The organism is Marinobacter fuscus (assembly GCF_003007675.1).
Taxonomy (GTDB): domain Bacteria; phylum Pseudomonadota; class Gammaproteobacteria; order Pseudomonadales; family Oleiphilaceae; genus Marinobacter; species Marinobacter fuscus.
In genome coordinates this window covers 149,488-162,526 of the sequence record NZ_PXNP01000009.1, presented here as the reverse complement: position 1 = coordinate 162,526, position 13,039 = coordinate 149,488, and the positions used below count along the sequence as shown (strand labels likewise).

General features: G+C 60.1%; 12 protein-coding genes. 4 read left to right on the top strand and 8 right to left on the bottom strand.

From position 1 onward, the window contains the following. Positions 1 to 128: 128 nt before the first annotated feature. Positions 129 to 1,523 carry a sodium-dependent transporter gene (locus C7H09_RS01805; protein ID WP_106760945.1) on the top strand — a complete coding sequence of 465 codons (1,395 nt, stop codon included), beginning with the start codon at positions 129 to 131 and terminating at the stop codon, positions 1,521 to 1,523. A gap of 65 nt (positions 1,524 to 1,588) precedes the next feature. Here the strand turns inward: C7H09_RS01805 and C7H09_RS01800 are convergent, their stop codons facing one another. From C7H09_RS01800 to C7H09_RS01780, 5 genes are all read right to left on the bottom strand, one after another. After that, complete coding sequence (locus tag C7H09_RS01800; RefSeq protein ID WP_106760944.1) at positions 1,589 to 3,163, bottom strand: methyl-accepting chemotaxis protein; 1,575 nt, start codon at positions 3,161 to 3,163, stop codon at positions 1,589 to 1,591. A gap of 93 nt (positions 3,164 to 3,256) precedes the next feature. After that, positions 3,257 to 3,841, bottom strand: a complete 585-nt coding sequence (locus C7H09_RS01795; RefSeq protein WP_106760943.1) for a hypothetical protein — start codon at positions 3,839 to 3,841, stop codon at positions 3,257 to 3,259. A gap of 81 nt (positions 3,842 to 3,922) precedes the next feature. Then, entirely contained in the window at positions 3,923 to 4,501 is a 579-nt protein-coding gene (locus C7H09_RS01790; RefSeq protein ID WP_106760942.1) for a QsdR family transcriptional regulator, read from the bottom strand. A 258-nt stretch (positions 4,502 to 4,759) separates the two neighbouring features. Then, positions 4,760 to 5,482, bottom strand: coding sequence for a 3'-5' exonuclease (locus C7H09_RS01785; RefSeq protein ID WP_106760941.1), 723 nt, complete (start codon positions 5,480 to 5,482; stop codon positions 4,760 to 4,762). Then, positions 5,475 to 7,352 (bottom strand): putative nucleotidyltransferase substrate binding domain-containing protein, encoded by a 1,878-nt coding sequence (locus tag C7H09_RS01780; protein WP_106760940.1) that lies wholly within the window; start codon positions 7,350 to 7,352, stop codon positions 5,475 to 5,477. The genes C7H09_RS01785 and C7H09_RS01780 overlap by 8 nt, the downstream gene beginning before the upstream one ends. Positions 7,353 to 7,485: 133 nt before the next feature. Here C7H09_RS01780 and cobU point away from each other — a divergent pair, with 133 nt between their 5' ends. After that, the gene (gene cobU / locus C7H09_RS01775) at positions 7,486 to 8,025 is read left to right on the top strand and encodes a bifunctional adenosylcobinamide kinase/adenosylcobinamide-phosphate guanylyltransferase (protein WP_106760939.1); all 540 of its coding nucleotides are present in this window, start codon (positions 7,486 to 7,488) and stop codon (positions 8,023 to 8,025) included. On the opposite strand, the gene C7H09_RS01770 is transcribed toward cobU, so the two are convergent. Continuing rightward, complete coding sequence (locus tag C7H09_RS01770) at positions 8,009 to 8,608, bottom strand: histidine phosphatase family protein (protein ID WP_106760938.1); 600 nt, start codon at positions 8,606 to 8,608, stop codon at positions 8,009 to 8,011. The two genes, cobU and C7H09_RS01770, sit on opposite strands and share 17 nt — an antisense overlap. 25 nt (positions 8,609 to 8,633) lie before the next feature. Continuing rightward, the gene (gene cobT, locus C7H09_RS01765) at positions 8,634 to 9,695 is read right to left on the bottom strand and encodes a nicotinate-nucleotide--dimethylbenzimidazole phosphoribosyltransferase (protein WP_106760937.1); all 1,062 of its coding nucleotides are present in this window, start codon (positions 9,693 to 9,695) and stop codon (positions 8,634 to 8,636) included. 69 nt (positions 9,696 to 9,764) lie between these two features. Here cobT and cbiB point away from each other — a divergent pair, with 69 nt between their 5' ends. Both cbiB and cobD read left to right on the top strand, forming a co-directional pair. Continuing rightward, entirely contained in the window at positions 9,765 to 10,769 is a 1,005-nt protein-coding gene (cbiB, locus tag C7H09_RS01760) for an adenosylcobinamide-phosphate synthase CbiB (protein WP_106760936.1), read from the top strand. Continuing rightward, entirely contained in the window at positions 10,766 to 11,824 is a 1,059-nt protein-coding gene (gene cobD, locus C7H09_RS01755; RefSeq protein ID WP_106760935.1) for a threonine-phosphate decarboxylase CobD, read from the top strand. The genes cbiB and cobD overlap by 4 nt, the downstream gene beginning before the upstream one ends. A 17-nt stretch (positions 11,825 to 11,841) precedes the next feature. Here the strand turns inward: cobD and C7H09_RS01750 are convergent, their stop codons facing one another. Next, positions 11,842 to 13,038, bottom strand: a complete 1,197-nt coding sequence (locus C7H09_RS01750; protein WP_106760934.1) for a hypothetical protein — start codon at positions 13,036 to 13,038, stop codon at positions 11,842 to 11,844. Between the last annotated feature and the right edge of the window lies 1 nt (position 13,039).

Genomic DNA, 13,039 nt, shown 5'->3' with positions numbered 1-13,039 from the left:
ATTGCCCGCCCCCGGTACTGGCATCATGTCGCCAGTGCTGGCAGAATCCCCTCCCAATGTCCCGGCCATAGAGTCGGGCACTCTTACAATTCGTAGTTTCCTCAGCCAAAAGCACAGGAATAAAACTCATGAAACAGTCCAATTCCGTTGCCGACAACGGTAACGGCTCGCGCGGGCTCTGGTCCTCCAAGTTTGCCTTTATTCTGGCGGCTACCGGCTCTGCGGTGGGCCTGGGTAACGTCTGGAAGTTCCCTTATGTCACCGGTGAGAATGGCGGCGGCGCCTTTGTACTGGTGTATCTGCTCTGTATCGCTATCATCGGCATCCCCATCATGATGGCCGAGGTGTTTATCGGCCGTAACGGGCGCCACAACCCGATCACCAGTTTTCGTCTGGTGGCAGAGCGCAACCTGGCATCTCCGGCCTGGCGGGTGTCGGCGGTTGTAGGTATGTTGGCGGCTTTTATCATTCTGTCGTTTTACTCAATGATCGGTGGATGGGCTGCGTCCTACATCGGGCATGCGGCCATGGGCGACTTTACCGGCGGCACCGCCGAGTCTGTTGGTGAAATGTTTGGCGGGCTGTTATCCAGCCCCATCCAGTTGCTGGCCTGGCACACGCTGTTCATGGCGCTGGTGGTGATGGTTGTGTCCCGGGGGCTTAAAGGCGGTCTGGAGCGTGCGGTCACGATTCTGATGCCTGCACTGTTTGTGTTGCTGTTGCTGGTGGTGGGTTACGCGACAACCACCGGGCACTTTGGCGAGGCCGTCAGCTTCCTGTTTACCCCGGACTTCAGCAAGCTGACGGTTGATGGCGTGCTGGTAGCCCTCGGCCACGCCTTCTTCACCCTGAGCCTGGGTATGGCCATCATGATGGCCTACGGATCTTACCTGGGCCGGGATGTCTCCATCGGCCGGACAGCCGTGAGCGTGGCCTTGATGGATACTGTGGTGGCGCTGTTGGCTGGCCTGGCGATTTTCCCGGTGGTGTTCGCCAATGGTCTTGAGGCTGGCGCAGGCCCGGGCCTGATTTTCCAGACCCTGCCGCTGGCGTTTGGCAACATGCCCATGGGCAGCCTGTTCGGAACCCTGTTCTTTGTTCTGTTGCTGTTTGCCGCCTGGACCTCCGGTATTTCCCTGCTGGAACCGGTGGTGGAGTGGGTGGAAGAAAAGACTAGCCTGGCTCGCACCGGCAGTGCGATCCTGGTGGGCGTTCTGTGCTGGGCGCTGGGCATTGTCTCCATCCTGTCGTTGAACGTATGGTCGGACGTGACCCCGCTGGGTATGTTTGCCGCGTTTGAAGGCAAGACTGTGTTCGACCTGCTCGACTATTTCACCGCCAACATCATGCTGCCGTTGTCCGGTATGCTGACCGCGCTGTTTGTGGGCTGGTTTGTGGCCAAGGAAAGCCTGAAGGGTGATCTGAACCTGCAAGGTGGTGCCTTTGACCTCTGGTACAACCTGCTCCGGTTTGTGACACCGATTGCCGTCGCAATTGTGTTTGTCTACAACCTGACAGCCTGAGGTCTGGCCCATCGGGCCTGATACAAGTAAAGCCGGCACCTGCAACCTTCAGGTGCCGGCTTTTTTTATAGTTTGAACTGCGAGACCCGCGCACTGAGGCCCTCGGCCATGCGTGCCAGCTCTACGCTGGCGGAGGATACCTGTTCGGTAGAGGCCGCGCTCTGTTCGCCCACATCGCGAATCAGGGTCACGTTCTGGTTGATGTCCTCGGCTACCGATGACTGCTGTTCCGCCGCGGTGGCAATCTGGCTGTTGTATTCCCGGATATCGCTGACTGCCTGGGCCATTTCCCGAATGGTCACGCCCGCATTCTCCGCCCGCTGCAGGGTCTGGCCCGCCAACTCTGTGCCCGCCTCCATGGTTTTAACCGAACTTTCCGAGCTGTTCACCAGCGTGGTGATCAGGGTTTCGATTTCCAGGGCCGAGCTCTGGGTACGCTGGGCAAGGGAGCGGACTTCATCGGCCACCACGGCAAAGCCGCGCCCCTGTTCGCCCGCCCGGGCGGCTTCTATGGCGGCGTTCAGGGCCAGCAGGTTGGTTTGCTCGGCCACGGATTTGATCACATCCAGCACGGAGCCGATGTTCTGGATATCACCCTGCAAGCCGTGCATCTGCGACATGACTTCCTGCAGGTTGGTGTTCAGGTCGGTCACAAAAGTCAGGGTCTGGGAGACCGCCGCCTCGCCCTCACCGGAGGTCTGGCTGGCCATTTGGGCTGCCTCAAAGGCGGATTCTGCGCTCTTGGCTACCTCGTTTACCGTCGCGACCATTTCGTTCATGGCGGTGGCGACCTGATCGGTCTGATCCCGTTGTTCCGAGACGCCACGGCGGGTCTGGTCGGTCACTGTAGAGAGCTCCTCCGAGGCGGAGGCAATGCCGGAGGAATCGCTGCCAATCTGGTGGATCAGATCCCGGAGTTTGGTGACCATGGTGGAGAAGGCGGATAACAGAGCGCCGAACTCATCACCCCGCTGGCTTTCCACACGTACGGTAAGGTCACCGTCTGCGACCCGGTTGGCCACTTCGACCGCCTCACGGATGGGGGCGGTAATGGAGCGAATCATGAACCAGGCAATCATGACCGCCACCAGCAGAGCTACGAGAGTGATGGTGACGAGTGTGGTAATGGCTGTGCTGTACTGCTCCTTCATCCGGTTTTCCTGGATTTGCTGCAGTTCAACGGCTTTGTCGACCATTGCGATGCCACTTTGCTTCAGTTTGTCGGTGATGGCATCTATGGTGGCTTGATTGGCGTCGAGGTTACGGGCCAGCTCGGAAAGTTGCGCAGAATAGGCTTTGCCCTCGTCAGCAATAAAGTCCACCCGGGCATGATCGTTGGGTACAATGAAGAGCTTACGCAACTCCTGTAGTGTGTCGATGGCATCGTTTAGTAAGTCTTCGGCCGCCTGCCGGTGTCGCTCGTTTCTGGTCAGCTGAAAGTTCCGTTCTTCAATGCGCATTTCGAGCAAGGCGCTTTCGGCAGAGCCCGCTCCGGCCACAATCATGGAGCGCTGATTGTATTCTGAGAAAATGTTGATGGCTGAACCGGCAATCACTGCGGCCATTATCACTAGCAGAGCAAAGCTGGCTGAGAGCTTTTTGCCGACCGAGATATTGTTGAGCGAAGAAGAGAGTGACATTCGGTGCGCCTCCTGGCCGACAATGTGTATTTGTAAACAGAATAGCGCTAATAACCCGTTGCCAAAGGCCGCTGCCCTGAACTCCGCAGTCTGCTATTCCTCCGTATCCATCACGGCCTTGAGTTGATCCAGGTAAGGCCTGACTGCCTTTTTGTTGGCTTCCGGAGCTGACGCGCCTGTGGCCATGGCGGACATCCCTTGTTGCATCATGGCGCGCATCTGGGCTTTCTGTGCTTCCGACATATTGGGGTTATTTTCGATTTCCGCCATTGCGGCGTTCATTTCGGCCTGGATTTGCGGGCTCTGGGCACCCATTTCCAGGGCAAACCAGGCCTGCACGACTTTGTCGCCGATACTTGCCCAATTTTCGATATCGCTGAAGCCCTGTTGTTTTACCAGGCTTTCAACTTCGTTGTAGGCCGGATGACCTTTCATCCTGCGGATACCGTCTGACATCAGTCGTGAGAAGTCGATGTCGTCGTCTGCGTCGTCCTCTTCGGCATCGAATACGTCCTGATATTTATCCTGCAGCGGTTGCATGGCTTGCATGCTTCGGATGAAGGCTTGGACATCGCTTTCACTCAGTGACTGGCTGAAGCTGAGTGGTGACAGTAGCAGGCAGGCAAGTGCCAGCACGGTGGTAGTCAAACGGCGATAGTTGCTTGTGGTATGTGTCATGAGGCGCTCCTTTGCGATCATGTTCCTTCGGGGTTTGGATGTCAGGTTAGCTTTCATATGGGCACCTTGCCAGTCGGCACGTCAGACTTTTCCGCCCAGCAGTATCCGCACGGCGGTGCAGGCGTCTTCGAGTTCGTCTTCCTGGGGTTCGCGTCCGCCGATGATGTCGCTGTAGAGGCAGGATTCGGCGATGCGCACCATGAAGTAGGACAGGCTCTGGATGTTCATGGGTGGGCTGAGATGGCCCGCCCGGACTTCGTCTTTGAGTAAGCGGGTGTTCACTTCTACGGTGCGGGCGTGCAGCGTGGAGTGGGACGAGGTAAGCATTTTCAGGGCGTATTCCGGGTCCTGGTGCAGGAATTTACGCAGCGGCGAGAAGTGCAGGATGGTGGTGTTGATGTGCCGGAACACGCCAACGACGTAATCTACGCCGTGGCCGGGAGTGATTTCCCGGGCTTCTTTGTAAAGGGGTTCGTAGAGCGACCAGAGGATTTCGCCAATCAGCAGGTCGCGGTTGCCGACCCAGCGGAACAGGGTGGCGCGGCCGATGTGGAGGTCGTCGGCGAGGGCGGCCAGGCTGATTTTTTCCCCTTTGAGCCACATTCTTCTGGCGCGTTTGAAGGCGTCGATGGGGGAGGTTCTGGCAATCGGTGTGGTCACTGTGGCCCCTTTGGCTGGTTTGGGGTCATTCTAGCGGTTGCCTGGCGGTTGGGCTATGGGTTCGGCCTTGGGTTTGATTTTCCTAGCCTTTGCGGTTGGGAGTGGGTGAGCGTGCGGGATGGCTTTCCAAAAACCGCTACGAGCACATCCATGTGCGCTTCTCTCAGGCCATCCATGGCCTTCGAAATTTTTGGAAAGCCATCCCGCACGCTCACTATCTGGCCTTGATGGCATCGTCCCTTTGCTTACTGTTTTGGACTAGACCCACAAGTCTCCTATCGGCGTATCCGGGCTGAAGTTGTGGAGGATCTGGGCTTGCAGCAGTTCGGCGGTGGCGATGGCGTCGATCAGGGCGTTGTGGCCGGCGTAGTGGGGTAGGCCGTAGCGGGTTCGGCTGTCGGGCAGGCGGATGGAGATGGGTTTCTGGCCGCGCAGGCGTTGCCAGGCGCTGGGGTTGCGGTTGGGGTGCAGGTGGGCTTCGATGGCCATGGTGTCGATGACCGGGAAGCGCAGTTGTTCGCCTAGGCGGTGTTGCAGGGCGACGTTGAGGAAGGGGCGTTCGATGTTGCGGTAGTGCACCACGGGGATTCGGCCGGTGAGGTGCTGGAACAGGGGGTCGAGTACGTCTTCGAGGTCGGGCGCGTGTTCGATTTCGCTGTGGGTGATGCCGTGGATGGTGACTGAGGCCTGGTGCAGTGGCAGTTGTGGCCGCACGATTTGGTGCCAGCATTGGCCCAGGTGGATGGCGCTCAGTGTGAAGGGTACCAGGCCGATGCTGACGATGGAGTGGTAGTCGGCTTCCAGGCCGGTGGTTTCGAAGTCGAGGGCCAGTAGCGGGACGTCTCGTATGGGGGTGTCCGGGTTTGGGCAGCCAGCCTGGTAGAAACTGCGGATGCGGTCGTCTTTGGCCTGGCTGGCGGCGTTTGCGTAGTTTTGTGGCCAGTTCTGTTTGCTGTTGGCGCTTTTGATGGCGTCAGACATTGCGGGTGGCTCCACCGGCGTTGTAGCGGAAACGCAGGAATTTCTGGGCGTTGCTGACGATCTGGAAGGCGTCTTTCAGGTGGCTGCGTTCGAAGGGGGAGAGGTCTTCCGGGCGCACGTTGTTGTCTGGCTCCCGGCCTTCTTCGATGGCGATGGCCTGGTGTCGGATGCGGACGATGGAGATAAATTCCAGGGCGTCGCGCAGGTTGCCGGCGTCGTCGCCCAGCATGAGTTTGGTTTTGGCGATGTCCTGCAGGCGTTCGAAGGAGTTCTGCGAGCGGGAGCCGCAGGCCAGTGCGTGCACCCGGATCAGGTCGGATACGGGTGCGGTGCCCCGGCGTTTTAGGTTGAAGGTTTTCTGGTGTTTGCCGTCCTCTTCCAAAACAAAGGTGCGGAAGAAGCCCAGAGGTGGCGTGCGGTTCAGGGCATTGCGCGCAAGGAAGGTGAGGAAGCGCTGGCTGGCGCTGGCTTTGGTTGCGATCAGGTCTTTTAGTTGCTCGGCAAAACGGGTTTCGCCGTGGATGCCGTCCAGGTCGAAGAAAATGTTGCTGTTGAGTAGGGCTTCGGCCTTGGGGTTGTCGATCCAGTCGGTGAAGTAGTTTTTCCAGACCTTCAGCGGCTGCCGCCATTTTGGATTGGTGGCCATGATGTCGCCGGTGCAGTAGGTGTAGCCGCACTCGGCCAGGCCGTCGGAGACGAATTTGGCCAGAGCCAGGAAGTAGCCATCGTGCTCTTCGGGGATGAAGCTGTCGTCCAGTACCAGGGCGTTGTCCTGGTCGGTAACCACCAGTTGTTCGTCCCGGGCCATGGAGCCCAGGGCCATGTAGCAGTAGGGCACCGGGGGCGGGCCGAGTTTTTCTTCGCCCAGTTCCAGCAGGCGTTGGCTGAAGCTGCGGCCGATGCCTGCCATGGCGCTGCCGATCATGTGGGAGTTGGCGTCTTCGTTCACCATGCGCACAAAGCTGTCGCGCACGTCCCGGCTGATTTTTTTCAGGCCCAGTACGTTTTTCTGGTGGTAGATGTTGCTGACCAGGTAAAGGCTGCTCTGGCTTTCGTATTTCACAATGTCAGACAGAGCAATCACACCCCGAACCTCGTGGCCTTCCATCACCGGCAGGTGGTGCACGTTGTTGTGCAGCATGGTGAGCATGGCTTCGAAGATGTAGCTGCGGGCGCTGATGGTGATCAGGCCTTCCGACATGATTTCGCTGATCGGGGTTTCCGAAGGCAGCGCGTTGGTGACCGCCCGGGTGCGTAGATCCCGGTCAGTGATGATGCCTTTGAGCCTTGGTGATTCGCCGGTTTCGTCCATCAGTAGCAAGGCGGAGACGCCGTGGTCGGTCATGATCCGTGCGGCCTCCTGCAGGCGTACGGTGGTGGGCGCGGAGACGGTTTTGCGTGAGATCAGCCGTGTGACCTTGGAGGACATGAGTTCGTTGGATTTCTGCTGCCTTGAAATCACCGAGCGCAGTCGGCTGTGGTCTTCAATTTCAACAAAGTCGGCGAAATTCTCGTCGTTTTCCCAAAGGTGCTGAAAGGTTTCCAGGGGAATCTTGTAGATCAGGCAGTCTTCGATGGCTTTGACCGGAAATCGCACTTTCTGATTACGCAACAGGCCGAACTGGCCGTAGATGTCGCCTTCGCCCAGTCGGTTGTAGAGTTCACCTGAGCGCCGGAAGATTTCTATGGCGCCGCTACGAATATAGTGCAGCTGGGTATTTTGCTGGTGCAATTCCAGAATCTGGGTGCCCGCCCGGTAGTAGCTGACTTCAATGCCGGAGACAATACGCTCCAGCAGCTCTTCGGGCATTTCATCGAAGGGGGCGTGTTGGGCAATGTGGTTGCGAATATCAAGCAGCTCGGCCTGCATGGGTTCTCCAGACTCCGGGCAGAATAGAATGGAAGCCAGCGGTGGGGCGCGGCGTTCACGGCGTATGGCCAGACTATAGCAGTTGTCTGTTTGCCTGGTGTACCTTGTGCCCGATTAACAGGGAAAACGCACGATGAATAGAAAATTACTGGTGACCGGCGGCGTACGTTCCGGCAAGACCGGCCTGGCGGAGGCCCGGGCGCAGACTGCCGCTGAAGCGGCTGGCGTGCCGGTGGTGTATGTGGCTACGGCCACGGCGGGTGATGAGGAAATGGCCTTGAGGATTCAGCGCCATCAGCAACATCGGCCAACACACTGGCGCCTGGCTGAGGAGCCGCTGGCGCTGGGCGGTGTGTTACAGAATCTGGGTATCGAGGCGCCTGCGCCCTTGCTGCTGATCGACTGCATGAGCCTGTGGCTAACCAATCTGTTGCTGGCCGGTGACGAGGTGTTTTCCGCCGAACGAGAGGCTTTTCTGCAAGCGGTGCAGGCCTACCCCGGGCCGCTGGTGATTGTCAGCAACGAGGTGGGTCTTGGCATCATTGGCATGGACGCCCTGACCCGCCGCTTTGCCGATGAACTGGGCTGGTTGAACCAGGCCTTGGCCGGGCACTGTGACGAGGTGGTGATGTCTGTTGCCGGGCTACCGCTGACCCTCAAGGCTGGTGACTGATCAGGCTGCGGAACACGCCGTGTGCTGATTGATCTATCTGTATCCGGCTGCGGCAGGCGTAGGGCACGGCAAAGCCGGTAAAGGAGGTTTCCAGGGGAATGCCGAGGATGCTTGCCAGTACCATGCGGATGACTCCGCCGTGGCAGACAATCAGTACCCGCTTGCCCGACAGCGCGGCCTGCCAGTGCTCGAATCCGGCCAGCACGCGCTGGGAGAAGGCCGGAACCGGTTCGGCACCGGGCGGGATGAAGTTCACCGAATCCTGCCAGAATTTGTTCAGCTGATCGCCGTACTGTTTTTGCACCTGATCAGCCGTGAGCCCTTCCCATTCGCCAAAGCCGATTTCCCGCAGCCGGTCTTCAATGTGCAGGGGCAGGCCCTGCTGTTCGGCCAGTTCTTTCGCGAAGTGGCGGCAGCGGGCCATGGGGGAGCTGACAATCACGTCCCAGCGATCCTGGCGGTTCACGGCAGCCCGCATCTGTTGCCAGCCTTTCTCGCTGAGCGGATCGTCCTTGCTGCCCCGGAACATCTGGCCGCCTTCGGGTTCGCCGTGGCGGATCAGATCGATTAGCGTCGTGGTCATCCTGATAGTCTCCTTTATCGGCCGTTCAGTCGCCGGATTGGTCGCTGACCCCGGCGCTGGCAAAGCTGGCCATCTGGTTGTGCAGGGCGCAGGCGGCCCGCAGCAATGGCACCGCCACCGCCGCGCCACTGCCTTCGCCCAGGCGCATGCCAAGGTTCAGCAGGGGCTGGGCCATGAGCGCCTGCAAGACGGCCTTATGCCCCGGCTCGGCGGAATGGTGGGCGAAATGCAGCCAATGTTGCAGTTCCGGTTGCTGTTTGCAGGCCACCAGCGCGGCTACCGAAACGATAAAACCATCCACCAGCACGGGAATGCCCCGGCTGGCCGCGCCCAGAATGGCGCCGGTGATGGCGGCGATTTCCAGCCCGCCCAGCGATGCCAGCACCGCCAGAGGCGCGGTGTCGCTGCCGTGGCGGGCCAGCGATTTGGTGATCACCGCCGCCTTGTGGCGTACGCCCTCGGCATTCAAACCGGTGCCCGGGCCGGTGAGCGATTCCGGTGGTTGCCCCAGCAACTGGCAGGCGATGGCGCTGGCGGATGTGGTGTTGCCGATGCCCATGTCGCCGGCAATGAACAGGTCGGCTCCGGCCCGGTGGGCACGCTCTGCGGCGGCATCACCAGCCTGCAAGGCCGCAGCAACCTCGAGTTCCGTCATCGCCGGTTCCAGCGCGAAGTTGCGGGTGCCGGGTCTTATCCGGGCATCGATAACGCCGGGCAGGCCCTCGGCCACGTCACCCACGGTGCCCAGATTCACCACTTCCAAGGCGGCGCCGAGCTGCCGGGCCATCACGCTGATGGCAGCGCCGCCACCGGCAAAGTTGCCGATCATCTGGGCGGTGACCGCCTGCGGAAAGGCGGAAATGCCCTCGTCGCAGACGCCATGGTCACCGGCGAAGATGGCCATGTGCACCCGGTCGGCACTGGGCTGGTCGGTGTGTTGCTGGCCGCACAGGGTAATGGCCAGTTGTTCCAGTTGGCCGAGGGAGCCGGGAGGTTTGGTGAGGGTGTTCTGGCGCTCCGAAGCGGTGGCAGCATGACTGTGCGAAGGTGTTGGGATTGGTGACAGCCAGCTGTCGGGCAGGGCCATGGCAATGAATCCTTGTGGGTGGAAAGCCGGGAATAGTCCCGCCCGGTCGTAAGGGTGTCAAGTGTTGTGATGACTCAGGTAGACTTGCCCGCAATTGAACCCGGGAGTCTGGTGTTGAATACGTTTCTGGTTGCGGTATTGATTTGTGCAGTAGCGGTTGGGGTTGACCGACTGGCGGGTGAACCCCGGCGTTTGCACCCGCTGGTGGGCTTCGGGCATTGGGCGTCGCTGCTGGAGCAGGCCCTGAATACGCGGGCAGAGGAGCGCGCGCGGAGTCTAGGGTTTGGCGTTCTGGCCACGTTGGTTGCGGTGCTTCCGGTACTTAGCCTGGCCCTTGCGTTTGAGTATCTGCTCACGGGCTGGCTGTGGCTGATGATACAGGTGGCGGGTGTGTGGCTTGCCATGTCACTGCGGGGCCTGGCGGAGCATGGCCGGGCCGTTTCGACAGCCTTGGCGACTGGCGATGAGGCCAGGGCCCGATGGGCGGTCAGCCAGATTGTCAGCCGGGATGCCAATGCGCTCACTGAGGAGGGCATTGCCGCAGCTGCGTCGGAGTCGATGCTGGAGAATGGAGCGGATGCGGTGTTTTCCAGTCTGTTCTGGTATTTGCTGGCAGGCTTGCCCGGTGTGGTTCTGCATCGTTTGATCAACACGCTCGATGCCATGTGGGGCTATCGCAGCCCCCGTTACCTGTATTTCGGCCGATTTGCCGCCCGCTCCGATGATGTCCTGAACTGGTTGCCCGCCCGGCTGACGGCATTCACCTACGCCTTGCTGGGCAACACCCGCTTGGCGCTGCGGTGCTGGCGCGAGCAGGCGCCTGCCTGGGATAGCCCCAATGCGGGCCCGGTGATGGCCGCTGGTGCCGGGGCTTTAGGTGTTCAGCTTGGCGGCCCGGCCCCCTATGCAGGCGGCATCAAGCAACGATCGGTGCTGGGAGAGGGCGCTGCGCCTTCGGCAGAAACGATAGATAACGCCCTTGCGCTGGTGAATCGTGGGGTCAGGTTGTGGCTGGCTGTTCTGCTGGTGATGGCGTTGGTTGTGCAAGGATACGGGTGGGGAGCTACCGCATGACGAGGTTCGAACCACTCCAGCCCCCGGAGCATGGTGGACGGCTTCAGGCAGCGGCCGAACGCTGGGGTATTCCCCGGGAGCAATGGCTGGATCTGTCGACCGGCATTAATCCGGTGCCCTGGCCGGTTCCGGACATTCCGCCGGAAGTCTGGCAGCGTTTGCCGGAGCCGGATGATGGCCTGGAATACATCATCCGTGATTGGGCGGGCGCTCCTGAAACGGCCTGCTGTTTGCCGGTGTCCGGGTCTCAGGCGGCCATCATGGCGCTGCCAGCGGTTCGGGCCCGTTGCTATGGGCCGGGCCGGGTAGCTGTGCCCATGCCCGGGTACCGTGAGCACGGCCATGCCTGGCGGCGTGCCGGTTTCGAGGTGGTGGCCATTCCGCCCGATGCGATGGAAAGCGGCGACCTGGCCTGGCTGGATACCGTTGATGTGGTGGTGTGGATACAGCCGAATAATCCGACCGGGCAAGTGCTGGCGGCTGAGCAGTTGATGGCCTGGCACCAGAGACTGCAGCTGCGGGCAGGCTGGTTAGTGGTGGATGAAGCCTTTCTGATGAACGGCGCGGACCAAAGCCTGGCAGCCAGAGCCGGAATGCCAGGCCTGATGGTGCTGAAATCCACAGGCAAGTTTTTCGGGCTGGCGGGGCTCAGGGCCGGGGCGATTGTTGCGGATGCGGGGCTGATACAGGCCGTTTCAATGGAGCTCGGCCCCTGGTCGGTCAGCGGGCCTGCCCGTTACCTGATGGGGAAAATGCTGAACGACCATCATTGGCAGCAGCAGGCCCTGCAAGCGCTGAGATACAGTAGCCAGAGGCTGCACGGCCTGTTGTCCGGTGCCGGGTTGGGGAAGAGTTCGGGTACCCTGCTGTTTCGCTATCTCCGGCACCCGAACGCGGTGGATATCCGGCATCAACTGGCCCGACAGGGGATTCTGATCCGCCTGTTCGAACGGCCATCTGCCATCAGGCTTGGGCTGCCTGGTACGGAATCTGACTGGCTGCGCCTGCAGCAGGCGCTCGAAACGGTTGGCAGGAACACTGGCGGGTGGCCATAGGCCACCCGCCGCTTACGTTAGCGGTCGCTGACGACAGAGCCAAAGCTGATAGTGATGGGCAGCAGCGAGGTTTCGATAAAGTCGGCTTCGGTGTTATCCGAGATATCGATAACGTGAATGCCGGGGTTCGCCAGGCTGGCGTCAGCCAGCCACAGACGGCCTTGCGGGCTCAGCTCAATATCGCGCAGATCCGCACCGGACAGATCATTGATAGTGGTCAGTGATGCCGCGCCGACAGACGGGTCAAACGACTGCAGGGCAATGGACTGCCAGCCCGAGTAGTTCAGAATGTAGCCCTGGGTATTGCTGATGATCACCGCATCGTTGATCTGGGTATCGATGTCGGCATCTGCAATCATGGATGAAACCTGATAGCTCTGCGGGTTGATGATGTCGAGGCTGGTGCCGTCGAAGGGGGCGGAGAATGCCCCGACATTGGTGACCACCAGCCCAATCCCTTCAACGTGCTGGATGCCGGAGGGGTTGGTGCCCTTGAGCGGAATACCTTTGAGGTTGTCTGCAGCATTGGCGTTGGTTTCGATTTCGGTGTCGGTCGCGGTATCGAAAACGGCCACGTAGCCCTGGTTGCTCGGGCTGTAGTTGCTGTCCAGGCGCTGCAGGGTAACGAACAGCTTGCCATCAACCACAACCCCGGAGGACATATTGACCGCACCGATGCTGTCCTCGGGCATATAGGCTTCGAGGTTCAGGGTTTCGCCGGTAAAAAAGTCTTCAGCCTGTGTTGCCGACGGGTTAACCACCCAGGCTTCATTTTTGCCATACCGTAGCAGATAGGCCTTCGAATCGCTGGCAAAGACAATCTGGTAGGGGTTGGCGCTGCCCTGGTCGCCAGCCTCAAGGGTGCTGGCGTCCCAGACTTCCTTCGCAGGGTTTTCAATATCGACTTTTAGAACCTGGTCGCCATTGAACTTCCGGATCAGGTAGTAATGCTGACCACGGCCGTTGACTGTGATGTCGGAAATGCCGCTGAAGTAACCGCCGGAAGCGGTCATGTCAGAATCTTTCACTGAAATCAGCTCGACCTCGCCGGCGGTGTAGTCGTCTGCTGCGGTGGCGACAATTCCGTAGTCCTTTGTGACGACCGGCTTCAGCGGTGTGGAAGAAGAGTCACCGCCACAACCGGTCAGGCCCAGTGAGAGCACCAGGGTGGCCAGAGCGGTTTTGCGGAATGAGAAGTGGTCAGAGGGAGTCATA

Bases quoted from the DNA above. Each gene is read 5' to 3' on its own strand.
- C7H09_RS01800 (WP_106760944.1), bottom strand. From the start codon at position 3,163: ATGTCACTCTCTTCTTCGCTCAACAATATCTCGGTCGGCAAAAAGCTC.
- C7H09_RS01795 (WP_106760943.1), bottom strand. From the start codon at position 3,841: ATGACACATACCACAAGCAACTATCGCCGTTTGACTACCACCGTGCTG.
- C7H09_RS01750 (WP_106760934.1), bottom strand. From the start codon at position 13,038: ATGACTCCCTCTGACCACTTCTCATTCCGCAAAACCGCTCTGGCCACC.
- cobT (WP_106760937.1), bottom strand. From the start codon at position 9,695: ATGGCCCTGCCCGACAGCTGGCTGTCACCAATCCCAACACCTTCGCAC.
- C7H09_RS01770 (WP_106760938.1), bottom strand. From the start codon at position 8,608: ATGACCACGACGCTAATCGATCTGATCCGCCACGGCGAACCCGAAGGC.
- C7H09_RS01780 (WP_106760940.1), bottom strand. From the start codon at position 7,352: ATGCAGGCCGAGCTGCTTGATATTCGCAACCACATTGCCCAACACGCC.
- cobU (WP_106760939.1), top strand. From the start codon at position 7,486: ATGAATAGAAAATTACTGGTGACCGGCGGCGTACGTTCCGGCAAGACC.
- C7H09_RS01785 (WP_106760941.1), bottom strand. From the start codon at position 5,482: ATGTCTGACGCCATCAAAAGCGCCAACAGCAAACAGAACTGGCCACAA.
- C7H09_RS01805 (WP_106760945.1), top strand. From the start codon at position 129: ATGAAACAGTCCAATTCCGTTGCCGACAACGGTAACGGCTCGCGCGGG.
- cbiB (WP_106760936.1), top strand. From the start codon at position 9,765: ATGACTCAGGTAGACTTGCCCGCAATTGAACCCGGGAGTCTGGTGTTG.
- cobD (WP_106760935.1), top strand. From the start codon at position 10,766: ATGACGAGGTTCGAACCACTCCAGCCCCCGGAGCATGGTGGACGGCTT.